Raw genomic sequence first — 17,433 nt, forward strand, 5'->3', positions numbered from 1 at the left:
CTCAGACCCGTGCAGCGGTAACCGCTGCCGAGCCCCAGGTGGTACGCCAGCGTTGCTTGACCCCGTGCAGGCCGAACCAGGCGAGCACGCCGAGGCTGGCGAACATCCACAGGCCCAGCTGATAGTCGCCGGTGTGCTGCTTGATGGCGCCGAGCCCTGCTGCCAGCAGGAAGCCGCCGATGCCACCGGCCATGCCGATCAGCCCGGTCATCACGCCGATCTCCTGGCGGAAGCGTTGCGGTACCAGCTGGAACACCGCGCCATTGCCAGCGCCGAGGCCGAGCATGGCACTGACGAACAGCGCCAGGGCGGCTGCGGCACTGGGCAGGTTGAAGCCAACTGCCGCGATGCAGATGGCAGCCACGCTGTACATGCCGAGCAGGGTGCGGATGCCGCCGAAGCGGTCGGCCAGGGCACCACCCAGCGGGCGCATCAGGCTGCCGGCGAACACGCAGGCGGCGGTGTAGTAGCCGGCGGTCACCGGGCTCAGGGCGTACTGGTCGCTGAAGTAGCCGGGCAGGGCGCTGGCCAGGCCGATAAAGCCGCCGAAGGTGACGCTGTAGAAGAACATGAACCACCAGCTGTCACGGTCGCCCAGGGCACTGAGGTAATCGGCTGCTGCCTTTGGCTTGGGCCGCTGCGGGGCATTGCGGGCCAGCAGGGCGAACAGCGCCAGGGTCAGCAACAGCGGGAGCACGGCAAAGCCGAACACGTTGTTCCAGCCAAACCCGGCAGCCAGCACCGGGGCCAGCAGGGCGGCGAACACCGTACCGGAGTTGCCTGCGCCGGCGATGCCCATGGCCTTGCCCTGGTGCTGTGGCGGGTACCACTGCGAGGCGAGCGGCAGCGACACGGCGAACGAGGCGCCGGCCACACCGAGGAACACGCCCAGCAGCAGGGCTTGCTCATAGGTGTGCACCCTCAGGTACCAGGCGCCGGTCAGGGCGACGATGACAATCGTCTGGCCGATCAGGCCGGCGGCCTTTGGCGACAGGCGATCGACCAGCACGCCCATGACGAAGCGCAGCACTGCACCGGCGAGGATCGGCGTAGCCACCATCAGGCCGCGCTGCTGGGCGCTCAGTTGCAGGTCGGCAGCGATCTGCACCGCCAGCGGGCCAAGCAGGTACCAGACCATGAAGCTCAGGTCGAAATACAGGAACGCGGCGAACAGCGTGGGCACATGCCCGGATTTCCAGAAGCTGGTACTCATCGAACACCTCACTCGGCAATGCAGCGGAAACGAAAAGACGCCGCTACCCGGTCCACTGGCGTGGAGGGGAGAGCGACGTCTTTGTCGGGAGTTTTATGAGGCAACCGCCGTTGGCTACCGGTGAGGTTTATTCAGCAAGAGCTGGGCCAACTTTTTACTTGGCAGGCGATCCCTGTAGATACTGTCTGGGCTGGCTGGTGCTTGCCTCTACATAGTGTCTGGGCTCAGAGGTGCCTGCCTTTAGCTCTTTAGCACCTATGAGATCGAGCGCCGCCCGCGCGGCGCATCGCGGGCAAGCCCGCTCCCACATCTGTTTCGGGCCAATCTCTCCTATGAAGCCAACAGGGACCGCCTTGTTAGCATGGCGATGCATCTCGGTGGGAGCTTATGCCGCCCCACCTGTCTCCAGTCATACACCAAGGCGGATCCTGTTGGCGGCACAGGAGTAACTGGCCCGAAACAGATGTGGGAGCGGGCTTGCCCGCGATGCGCCGCGCGGGCGGCGCTCGATCTCACAAGCGCTGAACAGTTAGAGACAAGCACCTATCAGCCCTTACACCATCCAGAGGCATGCACCTGTAGCCCTGACACTATCTACAAGGCCGTCAGCAGCGCTAGCCGAGCATCTCATGCATGGCAATGATCTGCTCGGCCACCTGGACCAGCTTCTGCTGCCGGCTCATGGCCTGCCGGCGCATCAAGGTGTAGGCCTGTTCTTCGTTGCAGTCCTTCATCTTCATCAGCAGCCCCTTGGCCTGCTCGATGCGCTTGCGCTCTGCCAGTTGCTGGTCACGGGCCAGCAACTGTGCCTTGAGTGCCTGGTCGCTCTCGAAGCGCGCCATGGCGACATCGAGAATGGGCTGCAGCCGCGCCGCCTGGATGCCTTCGACGATGTAGGCGCTGACCCCGGCCTGGATCGCCTGGCGCATCACCGTCGGGTCGTGCTCGTCGGTGAACAGCACGATGGGCCGTGGCTGGTCGCGGCTGACCAGCACCACCTGTTCCATCACGTCACGGTCAGGTGAATCGGTATCGATCAGTATGACGTCCGGGCGCACCGTTTCGACGCAGGCGGGCAGGTCGATGGTCAGGTCTGGCGCCTCGATCACCTCGAATCCGGCTTCGCGCAATGCGGCCTTGAGGCGGCCAAGCTGCTTCTGGGTGTCGTCGATCAGCAGGATGCGCAGCATGGTCATGGCCCTCACAGACCGACTCGGGCATCGGGCGCCTGGCCCAGGGCGTGCAGGCGGAAGCTGCGGGCGTAGGCATAGGGGTCGGTACCGTCCCAGCGCGTGCCGTCGATGAGCAGGCTGCTGCGCATGGCTGAGCCGGGGCTGCTCACGCCGAGTGCGTCAGCGGCTTCGCGGTACAGCTGCAATTGCTGCACCTGGCGAGCCACGCCGAGGTAGTCGGGGTCATCGCGCAACAGGCCCCAGCGACGGAACTGGGTCATGAACCACATGCCGTCGGACAGATAAGGCAGGTTGGCGCGGCCTTGATCGAACAGGCGCAGGGCGTGCCGGTCGTGCCAGGTGTTGCCCAGGCCGTCCTGATAGTTGCCCAGCAGGCGCGGCTCGATGTTTTCGAGCGGTGTGTCGAGGTAGGCGCTGCCGCTGAGCAGTTGCGCGGTGCTGCGCACGTTCTCCGGGCTCTGTTCGATGAACCGGCTGGCAGCGAGTACTGCCTTGACCAGTGCGCGGGCGCTGTTGGGGCAGTGCTCGACGAAAGCGCGGGTGCAGGCCAGTACCTTCTCCGGGTGGTCGGGCCAGATCGACTGGCTGGTGGCCAGGGTGAAGCCCTGGCCCTGGCTGACGGCGGCGGCAGCCCAGGGCTCGCCGACGCAAAAGCCGTCGATGCGCCCGGCCTGCATGTGCGCCGTCATCTGGGCCGGCGGCACCACCACGCTGGTGACGTCGTGCAGCGGGTGGATGCCCTGGCTGGCCAGCCAGTAATACAGCCACATGGCATGGGTGCCGGTGGGGAAGGTCTGGGCGAAGGTCAGCCGTGCGCCCTGCTGGTGCACCCGCTGCGCCAGTGCCTCAGGGCTGGTCACGCCCTGCTGCTGCAAGGCGGGTGACAGGTTGATGGCCTGGGCGTTCTGGTTCAGCCCCATGAGCACCGCCATGGCGCTGGCCGGTACACCGCCGATGCCCAGGTGCACGGCATAGACCAGGCCGTACAGGCAATGGGCGGCATCCAGCTCGCCGTTGGCCAGCTTGTCGCGCAGGCCGGCCCAGGACCCCTGACGTACCAGGTTGAGGGTCAGGCCGTGCTGCTGGGCAAAGCCCTGGGTGGCAGCGACCACCACCGAGGCGCAATCGGTCAGGGCCATGTAGCCGATGTTGAGGCGGGTTTTTTCCGGCGCGTCGCTGCCGTTTACCCAGGCTAGAGGTGCGGTATTCACAAAGGTCCTCGCCTGTACTGAATAGGCTGTAGGCAAACGAAGTAGCAACCCATGTGCCAAGCCCCTGTCATGCCGGGCGCGCGCTGGCTATAATCGCTGCCTCACTTACCCCGAGCCTTGCCCGCCCATGTATACCCTGGCCCGCCAGCTGCTGTTCAAGCTTTCTCCGGAAACCTCCCATGACCTGTCCCTGGACCTGATCGGCGCCGGTGGCCGGCTTGGGCTCAACGGTGTGCTGTGCAAGCAGCCGGCGGCGCTGCCGGTGACCGTGATGGGCTTGAACTTCGCCAACCCGGTGGGGCTGGCGGCGGGCCTGGACAAGAACGGCGCGGCCATCGACGGCTTTGCCCAGCTGGGCTTCGGCTTCGTCGAGATCGGCACCGTGACCCCGCGTCCGCAGCCGGGCAACCCCAAACCGCGGTTGTTCCGCCTGCCGCAGGCGACGGCGATCATCAATCGCATGGGTTTCAACAACCTGGGCGTCGATCACCTGCTCGAGCGTGTGCGGGCTTCGCGTTACGACGGCGTGTTGGGCATCAATATCGGCAAGAACTTCGATACCCCGGTCGAGCGTGCAGTCGACGATTACCTGATCTGCCTGAACAAGGTCTATACCGAAGCCAGCTACATCACCGTCAACGTCAGCTCGCCGAATACCCCCGGCCTGCGCAGCCTGCAGTTCGGCGACTCGCTCAAGCAACTGCTCGATGCGTTGGCCGAGCGCCGTGAGCAGCTGGCCGCCGAGCATGGCAAGCGCGTGCCGCTGGCGATCAAGATCGCGCCAGACATGAGCGATGAGGAAACCGCGCTGGTGGCAGCGGCACTGATGCAATCGGGAATGGATGCGGTGATTGCCACCAACACCACCCTGGGCCGCGAGGGTGTCGAAGGTCTGGAGCATGGCGGTGAGGCTGGCGGCTTGTCGGGTGCGCCCGTGCTGGAGAAGAGCACGCACATTGTGAAGGTGCTGGCGGGCGAGCTGGGTGGCAAGCTGCCGATCATCGCCGCCGGTGGCATTACCGAAGGCCGCCATGCGGCAGAGAAGATCGCCGCCGGGGCGAGCCTGGTGCAGATCTATTCGGGCTTCATCTACAAGGGCCCTGCGCTGATCCGTGAGGCGGTGGATGCAATCGCGGCAATGCCCAAGGCCTGAAGGCGGGCATAAAAAAGGGCCCCTTCAAGGGGCCCCTGGGCCGAAGCCCGCCGCCCGGATAGGGCGCGCATGGGTAACTCGAATTCAGTGTCCTCGTTCAGCCAACGGCGTGATTTTCGTTGAGTCTATGGATGCCAGCGGTGCCAGTCATTCCGTCCCAGTTATCACCGCGACCTTCGCGCCAGCCGTTGATCCAGGCTTGGCGAACTGAAGGAAGTGTAAAGGGGCAAAGTTCGCGGGATTTGCCGGTGACCCCGTATTGATAGCCACGTGAATATGCTCTTTCCAACGGATCACGCTTAAGTCTTCTCATAGGGTGTTGCCCTCACTTGTTGACTGTAATGTCCCGTCGGCCTCTCCGAGGCCGGGCAGAGTCTTTCTGCCGGTTTTGCGCTCGCTGCCGGCGTGGCGAGCTGAAAGTGCCGCCTCATTGCGAAGCGGCCTGAGACCAGTTCTAACGAATGCAGGTCACGGTGGGAATGATCAATTTGTCATAAGCACGTAACCTTTCCGAGGGTGAGGGGATAAGTAAATAAATGCGACTCAACCTTGTTTGGCGTTGAGCCCGCTATGATCAGGGTTTGCCGAACCTTGGCGTCATTTCGCCAGCGTTGCGACGGGATGACAGAAATATTTGGTAATGCGACGAAGGGTCACACGGCCCGCGACGTCGACGGAAATTATTGGTACTGCCTGATGATCTAAGCTGTTTTTGCCACTTGGCGAGCGGCAGATCGATCAGGCGGCCCGGCCCCTCGGTTGCGATGACGCAGCGGGGAAGGCCACTCGGACGCTTGCTGGAAGGGCGTTCGGGCAAACATCGGCAAGGCGATGCGTCGCCTCGTCACTTACATAGCCCAAGGCGCTGGAATACTCATGTCGGACCGTTTCGAACTCTATCTCACCTGCCCCAAAGGCCTGGAAGGCCTGCTTGCCGAAGAGGCCCGAGGCCTCGGCCTGGATGATGTGCGTGAGCACACCTCGGCCATTCGCGGCGCCGCCGACATGGAAACCGCCTACCGCCTGTGCCTGTGGTCACGCCTGGCCAACCGCGTGCTGCTGGTGCTCAAGCGCTTCTCGATGAAGAATGCCGACGACCTCTATGATGGCGTGCATGCCGTCGACTGGGCCGACCACCTGGCCGCCGACGGCACCCTGGCCGTGGAATTCAGCGGCCATGGCTCGGGCATCGACAACACTCACTTCGGTGCGCTCAAGGTCAAGGACGCGATCGTCGACAAACTGCGCAACCGTGAGGGCCTGCGCCCATCGGTGGAAAAGGTCGACCCGGATATCCGCGTGCACCTGCGCCTGGACCGTGGCGAGGCGATCCTCTCGCTCGACCTGTCCGGCCACAGCCTGCACCAGCGTGGCTATCGCCTGCAGCAAGGCGCCGCGCCGCTGAAGGAAAACCTGGCCGCTGCGGTGCTGATCCGCGCCGGCTGGCCGCGCATTGCTGCCCAAGGCGGCGCCCTGGCCGACCCGATGTGCGGTGTCGGTACCTTCCTGGTGGAGGCGGCGATGATCGCTGCCGACATTGCCCCCAACCTCAAGCGTGAGCGCTGGGGCTTCAGTGCCTGGCTCGGCCATGTGCCGGCCACCTGGCGCAAGGTCCACGAAGAGGGCCTGGCCCGTGCGCAAGCCGGCCTGGCCAAGCCGCCACTGTGGATTCGCGGTTACGAAGCCGACCCGCGGCTGATCCAGCCGGGGCGCAACAACGTCGAGCGTGCCGGCCTGGGCGACTGGGTGAAGATCTACCAAGGCGAAGTCAGCACCTTCGAGCCACGCCCGGACCAGAACCAGAAAGGCCTGGTCATCAGCAACCCCCCGTACGGCGAGCGCCTGGGTGACGAAGCCAGCCTGTTGTACCTCTACCAGAACTTTGGCGAGCGCCTGCGCCAGGCCTGCATGGGCTGGGAAGCGGCGGTGTTCACCGGCGCGCCGGAGCTGGGCAAGCGCATGGGCATCCGCAGTCACAAGCAATATGCCTTCTGGAACGGCGCCTTGCCGTGCAAGCTGCTGCTGTTCAAGGTTCAGCCTGATCAGTTCGTCACCGGCGAGCGCCGCGAGGCCCAGGCCGACAATGGCGAGTCCCGCCGCCCAGCGGCGGTTGCCAGCGAGCCGGCACGCCTCTCGGAAGGCGCACAGATGTTCGCCAACCGCCTGCAAAAGAACCTCAAGCAGCTGGGCAAGTGGGCCCGCCGCGAGCAGGTCGACTGCTACCGCCTGTACGATGCCGACATGCCCGAGTATGCCCTGGCAGTCGACCTCTATCAGGATTGGGTGCACGTGCAGGAATACGCAGCCCCGCGCTCGATCGACCCGGACAGGGCCCAGGCACGCCTGCTCGACGCACTGGCGGCGATCCCCCAGGCACTGAACATCGACCCGCAGCGAGTGGTGCTCAAGCGCCGCGAGCGCCAGAGCGGCACGCGCCAGTACGAGCGTCAGGCCACCGAAGGCCGCTTCCAGGAGGTGAACGAGGGCGGCGTCAAGCTGCTGGTCAACCTTACCGACTACCTGGATACCGGGCTGTTCCTCGACCACCGTCCGATGCGCATGCGCATCCAGCGCGAGGCGGCTGGCAAACGCTTCCTCAACCTGTTCTGCTATACCGCCACGGCGACCGTGCACGCGGCCAAGGGCGGCGCCCGCAGCACCACCAGCGTCGACCTGTCGAAAACCTACCTGGACTGGGCACGGCGCAACCTGGCGTTGAACGGCTTCTCCGAGCGTAACCGCCTGGAGCAGGGCGACGTGATGGCCTGGCTGGAAGCCAACCGCGACAGCTACGACCTGATCTTCATCGACCCGCCGACCTTCTCCAACTCCAAACGCATGGAAGGGGTGTTCGACGTCCAGCGCGACCATGTGCAATTGCTCGACCTGGCCATGGCCCGCCTGGCACCCGGCGGCGTGCTGTATTTCTCCAACAACTTCCGCAAGTTCCAGCTCGATGAGCATGTCAGCACGCGCTATGCCGTGGAGGAAATCAGCGCCCAGACCCTGGACCCGGACTTCGCTCGCAACAACCGGATCCACCGCGCCTGGCGCCTGCAGTTGCGTTAATTGGACGAGGCGCATTGCGCGCCTAGTGGCCAATAGCTATAACTCAGCACAGGGCCAGAAGTTTCGCAGGACGCTGACGTGATGAGATCTCTCTATGTCGAAGTGGGGCGTGCGTGCGAAGGTACTGGGCCTGTGCCGCGAGGCAATGGCTGCCTGGGCGGTGGCGCTGGTCGCGTTGGTGGCCGGCGTGCTGCTGTCGGCTGGCCTCGCGCTGGCCGCGCAGGCGTTCTACAAGCAGCAGTTGCGCCAGCGCTTCGAACTGTTGGCCAGCGAGCGCCATAGCCGTATAGCCGAGCGTTTCGACGACCAGGAGCAACGCCTGGATGGCTTGCGGCGCTTCTTCACCTACGCCAATGAAATCACCCCGAGCGAGTTCGATGGCTATGCCCGGCCCTTGTTGCAGCGGACCCAGGCGTATTCCTGGGCGCCGCGGGTCGAGGGCGGGCAGCGGCGCGAGTTCGAGCGCCAGGCCAGTGCCTGGCTGGGGCAGGATTACCTGATCCGCGAGGTGGATGGCGCTGGGCACTGGCACCCTTCGCCACGCCGAGCCTATTACTACCCGGTGCTGTATACCCAGGCCGAGCGTATGCAGGGGCAGCCCTACGGGCTCGACCTGCGCAGCCAGCCGGCCCGTGAGCAGGCCTTGGCGCGCGCCACGCTGCCGGGCAGCATGGCGGTTTCCGAGCCGCTGGACATGCTCAGCGTCGCCCCGGACCTTAGCCGTGGGCTGTTGATGGTCGCACCGGTATTCCGTGCTGCATGGCCGGATGACCCGCCAGCGGGATATGTCATGGCCTTGCTGAACGTGCGCCAGTTGGTCACCGAAGGCCTACCCATCGCTGAAGACGACAATCTGGTGGTGCGCATCATCGACCCGAGCGGGCGGGACGGCCACGAAGTGTTGTTCGATTCACAGAATCCGGTGGCGGCACTGGCCATGGTCAGCACGCAGCTGCTGCGTCTTGCCGACCATCATTTTCAGCTCGACATGCGCCCGAGCCAGGCATTCCTGCGGGCCAACCAGTCCACTGCCGCCTTGGCCGTGGGGCTGCTGGGCGGCTTGTTGAGCCTGCTGCTGAGTGTTTTGCTGTACAACCTGTTCAGCCAGCGCCAGCGTGCCTTGACCCTGGTCGAGCAACGTACGGCGGAGCTGCGGGTCAGCGAGCAATCGTTGCGCGAGACCCACAACCAGTTGCGCAGCGTACTGGATGCCGCGACCCAGGTGGCCATCATCGCGACCGGCCTCAAAGGCGAGATCAGCACCTTCAACGCCGGTGCCGAACGCATGCTGGGTTATTCGGCCAGCGAGGCGATCGGGCACCTGCACCTGGAGCACCTGGTGATGCCTGAAGAACTCAGCCAGCGTGCCCATGCTTTGAGCCTGCGCTATGGGCGGCACATTGCCGGAGGCCAGGCAATGTTCGCCGAGACCATTCAGGAGAGCGGCGGCGAACCTGGCGAGTGGACCCTGGTGCGCAAGGATGGCAGTCATTTGCTGGCCAACATGCTGGTGACTGCCGTGCTCGACGAGCAGGGGCTCTGGGTCGGCTACCTGGCGATCTGTATCGATGTCACCGAGCGGCGCCGGGTGCACGAAGCCCTGGCCCTGCGAGATCGGTTGCTGGAGAAGCTCAGCGCGGAAGTGCCGGGCGGGATCTACCAGTACCGGCTGGACGCCGATGGCCACTCGTGCTTCCCCTACGCCAGTCAGGGGCTGTTCGACATCTACGAGGTCGACCTGCAACTGCTGCGCGAGGATGCTTCGGTGGTGTTCGAGCGCATTCATCCCGATGACCTGGAGCGCGTGCGCCGTTCGGTGCGTTATTCCGCCGAACACCTGTCGCCGTGGCGCGAAGAGTACCGGGTATGCCTGCCGCGGGCCGGATTGCGTTGGGTGCGCGGTGAGGCAACGCCCGAGGTCGGCGAGAACGGTTGCACGCTATGGCATGGCTATCTCACCGATATTTCCGACCTCAAAGGGGTGGAAGAAGAGTTACGGGCGCTGTCGGTCACCGATTCGCTGACCGGTATTCATAACCGCCGCTATTTTCAGGAACGACTCAAGGTGGAACTGGATCGTGCCCAGCGTGACAAGCAGGACCTGGCCGTGATCATGCTCGACATAGACCATTTCAAGCGCATCAACGATCAGTACGGCCATGCCGTGGGTGACCATGTACTGCGCAGCCTGTGCCAACGCATTGGCCAGCGCTTGCGCCGCACCGATGTGTTCTGCCGGTTGGGTGGGGAGGAGTTCATGGTGCTGTGCCCTGGAAGCAATGTCGAACAGGCGCGGACGCTGGCCACGGAGCTGTGGCAAGGCGTGCGCAGTGTGCCAGTGGATGGGGTAGGCAAGGTGACTGCAAGCTTTGGCGTGGCCGGGTGGCGGCAGGGGGAGGGAGCTGATGCCCTGTTGTTGAGGGCGGACGCGGGGGTATATGCGGCCAAGCAGGCAGGCCGCGACCGGGTTGAGGCAGAGTTGACCTGAAGTTTCTTTGTTGCCTGCACCGGCCTCTTCGCAGGTGAGCCCGCGAAGAGGCCGGTGCAGGTTATCGAAGCATCAAGGTGCTGCAGCCGTGGCGTTGTTGTTCAGCTTCGGCTGGCGGTACAGGTCCAGCAGCACTTGGTCGAGCACCTGCGAGGCGCCCCATGGCTTCGGATCGTTGAGGATCGCCGCCACCGCCCAGGTATTGCCGTTGCTGTCGCGGCTGAAGCCGGCGATCGCCCGTACGGTATTCAGGGTGCCGGTCTTGATGTGCCCTTCGCCGGTCAAAGCGGTGCGCTTCAGGCGTTTGCGCATGGTGCCGTCCATACCCACCAGTGGCATCGAACTCATGAACTCGGCGGCATACGGGCTGTTCCACGCCGCTTGCAGCAGTGCCGCCATTTCGCGGGTGCTGACCCGCTCGGCGCGCGACAGGCCGGAGCCGTTCTCCATCACCAGGTGCGGCGCGGTGATGCCTTTCTTGGCCAGCCACTGGCGCACCACGCGCTGCGCGGCACGGGCGTCGTCGCCGTCGGCGTCGGTGCGGAACTGCGCGCCGATGCTCAGGAACAGCTGCTGGGCCATGGTGTTGTTGCTGTACTTGTTGATGTCGCGGATCACCTCAACCAGGTCGGGCGAGAAGGCCCGGGCCAGCAGGCGAGCGCTCTTGGGCACGTTTTCGATGCGGTCACGGCCCTGGATGCTGCCACCCAGCTCGTTCCAGATGGCCCGCACGGCACCGGCAGCGTAGGTCGGGTGGTCAAGCAGCGACAGGTAGGTCTGCGAATTGCAGCCATCGCCCAGCTGGCCGGTGACGGTCACGCTGATGCCGTCGGCTTGCTGCACCGGGTTGTAGCGCACGTCGCCGCTGCACTGCTTGGAGGCCACGGCCTTGACCTGGTTGTCGATGTGGATGCTGGCGATCGGTGGCTCGACGGCAACGGTGACCTTGCCGCCGTCGTTGCGGGCAACGAAGCGCAGGGCCTTGAGGTTGATCATCAGCGAATCCGGCTTGACCAGGAACGGCTTGTTGACGTCGCCACCGTCATCGTCGAACTGCGGCAGGTTGGGTTGCACGAAGTGGCTGCGGTCCAGTACCAGGTCGCCGGTAACGGTGCGCACGCCATTGGCGCGCAGGTCACGCATCAGCAGCCAGAGCTTTTCCATGTTCAGCTTGGGGTCGCCGCCGCCCTTGAGGTAGAGGTTGCCATTGAGCACACCGTTGCTCAGGGTGCCGTCGGTGTAGAACTCGGTCTTCCATTGGAAAGTGGGGCCGAGCAGCTCAAGGGCGGCATAGGTGGTGACCAGCTTCATGGTCGAGGCTGGGTTGACCGATACATCCGCGTTGAACACGGTCGCCGAGCCAGGACCGTTAAGCGGCAGCATGACCAGTGACAGTGCGCTGTCCTGCAGCTTGTTGGCCTTCAGTGCTTGCTGGACTTTCGGCGGCAGGGAGGTATTGACGGCAGCTGCCTGGCTGGGCAATGCCAGCGGCAGCAGCAGGCCAGCGAGAACGAGGGGGCGGAGCTTTTTGATCATATGGATTAAATACCCTGCGCACGAGGGAAAAAGACAATGGGGCTGTACGAGATGATCACCCCAGGATGAAATATAGAGCGCATTATGCCCCAAGCGCAGCGCTGATGCGCCACGTTCGACGGAAAAGCGCCTTTGTAGCGTGGAAACTGGTAAAGTGCCGCGCGTTAATACTCAAGAGGATTGTTTCATGGCTACCAACCGTTCCCGTCGTCTGCGCAAGAAGCTGTGCGTTGATGAATTCCAGGTTTTGCCAATTAGCGAAAAATAGTCGGTCGGTTGTCAAAAATCCCTCTTCATCTCCTTCCAAATCTGGCTCGCCTCATGCCGCATCCCCTGCCGGCAGCCATCAGTAAGCTCTCGTTCGCACCTATCCAATCCCCCAGATCGCCCCGGCCTTCAGGCTACGAATTGGCCTTGAGCTACAAGCTCGCTTTGCGACCGCCCATAAAAAAACCACCTCGAAAGGTGGTCTTTTGACAATCCGCAGTTACTCGCTGCGGCTCAGCGCGATCACTTAGCTGCGTTGATCGGCTTTTCTGGATACCAGGCGTCGAGCAGAGGGCTGACTTCAACCTTGGTCACTTCGCTACGGCCTTTGAGCCATGCTTCAACAGCTGCACGTTGCTCTTCGGTAACCGAACCGCGCTCGGCTTTGCAAACCAGACCGAAGTCATCGCCGCCGACGTAATCCAAGCCATTAGCGTCCATGGCTTCGGTCAGGAAGTCATCGAGGAATGCGTCGACTGCCTCATCATCCAAATCTTCCTTAAATTCCAGGTTCAGCTCGAAGCCCAATTCCTGAAATTCGTCTACACAAAGCTTTTTGCGAAGACGACGGGAGCGGTTAGTGGCCATCAAAAAATCCTCAAAGTAATTACGGCGCGCAGTCTATCAGCTAACACGTTCGAATGCCTGCTCTGTCCGATCGACCGGGCTAAAGGGTCTGCCATTCAGGAGTGCATTCCAGGGAATTATGACTTAGCGACGGTAGCCCAACTGGTGCGAGTGGGCGGCGAGAGAGGATACGCATGATACCTCTGAAAATGCTCGCCATGATGTGTGCGAAGAAGCCGAAGCAGAGGGCTTCGCATGAAGCGATCTACGAGGTTTGCCAGGAGTACCACGCCGGGGAGGCGTTGGGCTGACGAGATTCAAGATCCGCAATTGCGGTTACTGGTTTAGCAGGCCCTCATGAGCTAGCTGAAGCGCAGGCTGCTATCAAAGAAATCCATCCCTCTGGAAAGGTGATCCGGATTGACGACCGTGCTGGCAGTGTGCCGGACTTCAAGCTCAGTTCCCTGGAGCGGCGAGCCCTTGAATACGTACGCTCGAAGGATTCCTGAATGACTTCAAACTGAAGCAATGCGACTCGGGCGATGTGCTCGATCAGAGGGGAGGGGGTTTTCAAACCAGGCATGCTCGATGTCCTTGAGAAGGTACTGGAGTTGCCCTAGCGCTGCCAAGTGACGGATCACAAAAAAGCCGGCGGGATTCCTCCCACCGGCTTGTCCCTACTCAGACCTTACGTACAGGCAGGGCAGCTCTCACGTCCTGAGCCGTCACACCGTTCACAGAGCCCGTCGTCCGTGCTGCTTCCTTCTCCAGAGCCCAGGCAAAGGCTGCAGGTCACTTCTTCCGTTCCGCCACAAGTCTGGCAGTCGTCTTCGGAGATCGAGCCTGTTCCATGACAAGGCGTGCAGAGAACTGAGCCTTGGCCACCGCAATGCTCACAGGCGTCGGCGTCGACCGCTCCCTCTCCCTCGCAGCGGTTGCATTCACGCAGTTTTTCAGCATCTGGGTCGTACCAGCAGCCATCACCGCCACAGTCAGGGCAAGTGACCATTGCACGGCCTCCTTGGCAAACAGGGCAGCTGGTGTAGCCGTCTACGCAGTGGGGGCAAGCGATAAGTCGGGTCATGTTACTTGCCCCCCTTAGCGCGTTGCTGAGCGTCGTGCAGGTGAGCTGCCTGTGCAGCCAAGCGCTGGCCCATCGCTGACCCAAAACGCACAGCATTCAGAAAGCAGCGCTGAGCCAGTTCGTACTGCTCTGCTTTCATGCCAATGTCACCCAGCGCGAGGAAGGCACGCTTACGTACCTCATCGTTCTCGGGGTTATTGGCAGCCCGCTCATACCAATGGAGCGCTTGTTCAGCATCCTTGTACGCCGTGAACACGTCGCGGTGGCTCTCATCGTGGATGTTGCCCATTTTGAGCTCTGCTGCGGCTAGCCCCATTTCGGCAGCCTGCTGGTACAGCTTTACGGCCTCGTTGAGATCCTGCTCTGCGTGTTGGCCGTTCTCGAACATGTCTGCGAGCCAGAACATTGCCCTTGGGTATCCATCTGCGATCGCCTCACGCAGAAGCTCCTCCGGCGTTGCCCGGAGCGGGAAGGTTTCAGGATCAGTCAAGAACAGCTCGACCATCTCAACGGTAGCTTCCGGGTATCCACGCATGGACGCTTGCCCGTACAGCTTGAACGCCTTTTTGACGTCCTGTTTGATCGACCCAGCACCCTGGTGGTACATCTGAGCCAGCCTGAATGCAGACATCGCGCATTTTCGCATGTCGCCCTTGCGCAGGAACTTGGCAGCTTTTTCCCAGTTCTCTCTGCGCAGGTAGTAATTGCCAATCTCGGAGGGCGCATCGGAGTGGTTGCTATTGAAGGCCCGTAGCATCCAAGTCAGGCCTTCTTCTTCGGTATGCCCGAAGTACTTGCCTGCCGAGCAGTAGAGCAGGCCTAGCTGCATTTTGGCATCGGCGTAATCCTGTTGGGCGCAGGAGAGCAGGTCGCGCTCAACCTTCAGCAAGCCTTCTTCGTGAAGGAACGCAGGTTCGCCAAGCTTGATGGCTCTCATGATGCCGCCCATCAGATAAGCCGCGGCATCCGTCACGATTTCGAAGTGCTGTCGAGCATTCGCTATCAGCTGATCCAGGGAGGTCTCGAAGTGTTCCTGGCAGTAGACGTTGACGTCCGTGCCTGCATGGCGCAGTTCTCCGACGGTGTGACCGTCCGGCAGAAGCAGGTAGTCCGACTTGAAGGTACGATTTTGCTCAATCTGCGCTTGTTGTTCACGAAGCCAGCGAGCGATGCGAGGGGAGGGTTGTTCAGTCATGATTGCACTCTGATTTTAGACAATAGTTAGCACAGGCCCTGCCGCATGGGGGCGGTGCTTAGTTCACTGATTGTCTGGCCAGTGCATCATTTGGGCGGGTGCGGCTTGCATCCCGTGTCTTGTGGCCTACGCAACCCCTGTAGCATAGGCATCTGCAGTTTCGTGTCAATACCCTGCGTGAGGTTCAACCGAAACTGTCATCTCTAGGCCTTCAGAGCCGATGGCTGAGCGAGGTTGGCTAGGAGGGCAGTGCAGGTAGGGCCCTAGGCGGTTACGCGGTACAGTATCACTGTACATTGTACAAAACGGTTTGACTCACCGAGCTGGCCTTGCTTATGATTGCTATACGTCTCCTTGGCTGTCACGTGCGCGCTTAGGAGTACCACTGCGAGATCATTGGGTACCATGAGCTATCCAGATGCATTTCAAGGGCTGTGACATTGCCAGTGTGCTGGTTCGTGTGGCGTTCCGCGCTCCAGATGACGATGTTGACAGTTATGGAACCAGGCAGTTTATGAATTTGAAGATACCCACCACCTTCTGTGGTGGGTTTATCAATCTTGCCTGGAGCAAATATGGACTCCCTGTACCTACAGAATGCCATCCTTGAACTTCTCAAGGGGCGCCCCTCGGAAGTGGGAGCGCGTCTTAAGCAGCGTTTGAATCGTACTCTTGTTGGATCTGGCCTTCAGGCGCTCAACGAGCAGCAGTTCGGTTACCGAAAATTTTCCGATTTCCTTATTGGTGAGCTGGGTCAGCATCTCACGGTTGAAAAGTCCGCTGAAGGTGGCGACATCACTGTGTCCCTCAAAGGGGCGCCTCATCATGTCTCCAATTTTACTATCTCTTCCATCGCCCCTGCGCTAACCATCGGTTCGCCCGTTTCAAAAGGTGCAGAATTACCGGTTGCGGACTCGAGTGCGTCTTGGGCAGCCAAGGAAGCCGGGGAGGCTGCGAAGGTCGTTCGAGGTGACGTTTGGCAGGCGTTTGCGAATCTGAATGCCAGCCGTAAGCGCTATCTGGACAGAACGACTGGCCAGATCATCCACTTTCTTGAAGGCATCCACGCCGACCAGGAAGCGCTGGTCAATGAGCAGCCGCACCGTTTCGCGGAGATTGCCTTGGTTGATGGGCAAACTCAGAAGGGGTGGATGCACAATTTCCTGGCTTCAGGCGGGTTGCCGGCGGAAGATGTTTCGTCTCTTGAGCGCCTGCTCGATGAGCCGTACTCAAGTAAGTTGAACCTACTGTTTGCCCGTGCCTTGGGGCAACGGCAGTCCCAGTGGAAGCAGTTTCGGGCCCAGTGCATGGGCGATATCATCGAACAATGGGCCGAGGCTAATGGCGTGTCGTCTGAGATGCTTAAGGCTAACCCCGGCGGCGAATCTGTGCCGACAGCTGGGCAACCTCAGGTGGCTGTAGCGGTGACGATGGGGCCTCGTGAGCAGGCCCAGCGACTGCTGGCCATGATGGATGACCGCGATATCGTGACGATAGCAATTCCAGCCCTGCTGAGTTGCGTACTGGCCAAGTCGCGATTCTAAGGAGCGGTGGCAGGGATGACCAATGCATTCATTATTGGCCTGCCCCAGCACGAACGTTCCCGCGTTGAAAGTGCTCTGGTTAAGCGAGGGAAAAGGGCACAGATAGTTACTGTGGGCTGGGGTAATCGAGGCGAGTACTACTTGCTGCCTCATCCGGGCACTGCCATCCATTCGCTTTGGGAATATTGCAATACTGTGGGGGATGATTTCAGCGATGCGCTGATCTTCGTGCTGCCCTATGCCTATCTGCCTGATGATTTGCTTGGCGAGCTTCAGGAAATGCAGCAGATGGGCGCCCAGGTGATTTACTTCCGTCAGGGAGAAGACGGCTGGCCTACGCTTCGTCGCAAGACCAAAATGGATCAACAGATATCCACGCTCATCAGCAAGCTGATGGTATCTGCGATCTGCGGCCCCGAAGCCTTCACTTCTCCCTCTGTTTATATTGCTGATGCGGTCGCGGCTTGTCCTACCTTGGTTGTGGTTGGCGACGCGATTGATACCTGCGATGAAGTGACAGTGCAGCGCTATCAGTTCATCAAGGACTCAATCGACCTGTTAGTCGAGACCATACGTCTGAACGGTCGTACAGCCGGCACAATGGAGGCGTTCTTTGGCGCGCGTAACGTCAAGCTTGCTCAGACAGGCGGCTCTCATATCGAGCTAGAAGTGTATTTGGACGGGGCTCAGATCCACAAACTCACCTCGCAGATCCACCTGAAGCAAGGTGATGGCACCACGCGACAAAATTGTCCGCGCATTTATTACCAGCAGGTGGATCACGCCAGTGGCTACTACGTTTTCCTTCTCTACGTCGGGCCTCACCGTGATGGCAATTTTTCGCGCTTCCACCACCTCTAAGTCCGTATAGGGGCTCATTTGGGAGATGGTCGCCCCAGCTATTGGCCTTGGC

Annotated in this window: 12 protein-coding genes and 1 pseudogene; 6 read left to right on the forward strand and 7 right to left on the reverse strand. The window is 61.7% G+C overall.

Going from position 1 to position 17,433, the window contains the following annotated elements; genetic code table 11:
* Position 1: 1 nt before the first annotated feature.
* The 3 genes from L6D64_RS22490 to L6D64_RS22500 form a co-directional block, all read right to left on the reverse strand.
* Positions 2–1,213 (reverse strand): nitrate/nitrite transporter, encoded by a 1,212-nt coding sequence (locus L6D64_RS22490; RefSeq protein WP_176507286.1) that lies wholly within the window; start codon positions 1,211–1,213, stop codon positions 2–4.
* Positions 1,214–1,827: 614 nt separating this feature from the next.
* The gene (locus L6D64_RS22495) at positions 1,828–2,403 is read right to left on the reverse strand and encodes an ANTAR domain-containing response regulator (RefSeq protein ID WP_236192586.1); all 576 of its coding nucleotides are present in this window, start codon (positions 2,401–2,403) and stop codon (positions 1,828–1,830) included.
* A gap of 11 nt (positions 2,404–2,414) precedes the next feature.
* Positions 2,415–3,617 carry a CmpA/NrtA family ABC transporter substrate-binding protein gene (locus tag L6D64_RS22500; protein ID WP_176507729.1) on the reverse strand — a complete coding sequence of 401 codons (1,203 nt, stop codon included), beginning with the start codon at positions 3,615–3,617 and terminating at the stop codon, positions 2,415–2,417.
* Between the two features lie 127 nt (positions 3,618–3,744).
* On the opposite strand from L6D64_RS22500, the gene L6D64_RS22505 reads away from it, so the two are divergent.
* Positions 3,745–4,770 (forward strand): quinone-dependent dihydroorotate dehydrogenase, encoded by a 1,026-nt coding sequence (locus tag L6D64_RS22505; protein ID WP_085674892.1) that lies wholly within the window; start codon positions 3,745–3,747, stop codon positions 4,768–4,770.
* Positions 4,771–4,867: 97 nt separating this feature from the next.
* Here L6D64_RS22505 and rmf read toward each other — a convergent pair whose 3' ends face one another.
* The gene (gene rmf, locus L6D64_RS22510) at positions 4,868–5,083 is read right to left on the reverse strand and encodes a ribosome modulation factor (RefSeq protein ID WP_079227119.1); all 216 of its coding nucleotides are present in this window, start codon (positions 5,081–5,083) and stop codon (positions 4,868–4,870) included.
* 563 nt (positions 5,084–5,646) lie between these two features.
* Here rmf and rlmKL point away from each other — a divergent pair.
* Together rlmKL and L6D64_RS22520 are read left to right on the forward strand one after the other, a co-directional pair.
* Entirely contained in the window at positions 5,647–7,839 is a 2,193-nt protein-coding gene (gene rlmKL / locus L6D64_RS22515; RefSeq protein WP_176507730.1) for a bifunctional 23S rRNA (guanine(2069)-N(7))-methyltransferase RlmK/23S rRNA (guanine(2445)-N(2))-methyltransferase RlmL, read from the forward strand.
* A 94-nt stretch (positions 7,840–7,933) separates the two neighbouring features.
* Positions 7,934–10,327, forward strand: a complete 2,394-nt coding sequence (locus tag L6D64_RS22520) for a sensor domain-containing diguanylate cyclase (RefSeq protein ID WP_176507731.1) — start codon at positions 7,934–7,936, stop codon at positions 10,325–10,327.
* A gap of 72 nt (positions 10,328–10,399) precedes the next feature.
* Here L6D64_RS22520 and dacB read toward each other — a convergent pair whose 3' ends face one another.
* Complete coding sequence (gene dacB, locus L6D64_RS22525; protein ID WP_176507732.1) at positions 10,400–11,863, reverse strand: D-alanyl-D-alanine carboxypeptidase/D-alanyl-D-alanine endopeptidase; 1,464 nt, start codon at positions 11,861–11,863, stop codon at positions 10,400–10,402.
* Positions 11,864–12,050: 187 nt separating this feature from the next.
* Here dacB and L6D64_RS22530 point away from each other — a divergent pair.
* A pseudogene (locus L6D64_RS22530) lies at positions 12,051–12,113 on the forward strand (hypothetical protein); the annotation flags it as partial.
* Between the two features lie 260 nt (positions 12,114–12,373).
* On the opposite strand, the gene L6D64_RS22535 reads toward L6D64_RS22530, so the two are convergent.
* A complete protein-coding gene (locus L6D64_RS22535; RefSeq protein WP_176507733.1) occupies positions 12,374–12,718 on the reverse strand; it encodes a YggL 50S ribosome-binding family protein in 345 nt (114 codons plus the stop codon).
* A 1,064-nt stretch (positions 12,719–13,782) separates the two neighbouring features.
* A complete protein-coding gene (locus L6D64_RS22540) occupies positions 13,783–14,976 on the reverse strand; it encodes a tetratricopeptide repeat protein (RefSeq protein WP_176507734.1) in 1,194 nt (397 codons plus the stop codon).
* A gap of 575 nt (positions 14,977–15,551) precedes the next feature.
* Here L6D64_RS22540 and L6D64_RS22545 point away from each other — a divergent pair.
* Together L6D64_RS22545 and L6D64_RS22550 are read left to right on the forward strand one after the other, a co-directional pair.
* Positions 15,552–16,520, forward strand: a complete 969-nt coding sequence (locus tag L6D64_RS22545) for a UPF0158 family protein (RefSeq protein WP_176507735.1) — start codon at positions 15,552–15,554, stop codon at positions 16,518–16,520.
* 15 nt (positions 16,521–16,535) lie between these two features.
* Positions 16,536–17,381 carry a hypothetical protein gene (locus tag L6D64_RS22550; protein ID WP_176507736.1) on the forward strand — a complete coding sequence of 282 codons (846 nt, stop codon included), beginning with the start codon at positions 16,536–16,538 and terminating at the stop codon, positions 17,379–17,381.
* Positions 17,382–17,433: the final 52 nt, after the last annotated feature.

It is taken from the genome of Pseudomonas urethralis, from assembly GCF_021602465.1.
Taxonomy (GTDB): Bacteria; Pseudomonadota; Gammaproteobacteria; order Pseudomonadales; family Pseudomonadaceae; genus Aquipseudomonas; species Aquipseudomonas vlassakiae.

What these genes read in the sequence shown, in the direction of transcription:
- L6D64_RS22490 (WP_176507286.1), bottom strand. Translation starts at nt 1,213, where the DNA reads ATGAGTACCAGCTTCTGGAAATCCGGGCATGTGCCCACGCTGTTCGCC.
- L6D64_RS22495 (WP_236192586.1), bottom strand. Translation starts at nt 2,403, where the DNA reads ATGCTGCGCATCCTGCTGATCGACGACACCCAGAAGCAGCTTGGCCGC.
- L6D64_RS22505 (WP_085674892.1), top strand. Translation starts at nt 3,745, where the DNA reads ATGTATACCCTGGCCCGCCAGCTGCTGTTCAAGCTTTCTCCGGAAACC.
- rmf (WP_079227119.1), bottom strand. Translation starts at nt 5,083, where the DNA reads ATGAGAAGACTTAAGCGTGATCCGTTGGAAAGAGCATATTCACGTGGC.
- rlmKL (WP_176507730.1), top strand. Translation starts at nt 5,647, where the DNA reads ATGTCGGACCGTTTCGAACTCTATCTCACCTGCCCCAAAGGCCTGGAA.
- L6D64_RS22520 (WP_176507731.1), top strand. Translation starts at nt 7,934, where the DNA reads ATGTCGAAGTGGGGCGTGCGTGCGAAGGTACTGGGCCTGTGCCGCGAG.
- dacB (WP_176507732.1), bottom strand. Translation starts at nt 11,863, where the DNA reads ATGATCAAAAAGCTCCGCCCCCTCGTTCTCGCTGGCCTGCTGCTGCCG.
- L6D64_RS22535 (WP_176507733.1), bottom strand. Translation starts at nt 12,718, where the DNA reads ATGGCCACTAACCGCTCCCGTCGTCTTCGCAAAAAGCTTTGTGTAGAC.
- L6D64_RS22540 (WP_176507734.1), bottom strand. Translation starts at nt 14,976, where the DNA reads ATGACTGAACAACCCTCCCCTCGCATCGCTCGCTGGCTTCGTGAACAA.
- L6D64_RS22545 (WP_176507735.1), top strand. Translation starts at nt 15,552, where the DNA reads ATGGACTCCCTGTACCTACAGAATGCCATCCTTGAACTTCTCAAGGGG.
- L6D64_RS22550 (WP_176507736.1), top strand. Translation starts at nt 16,536, where the DNA reads ATGACCAATGCATTCATTATTGGCCTGCCCCAGCACGAACGTTCCCGC.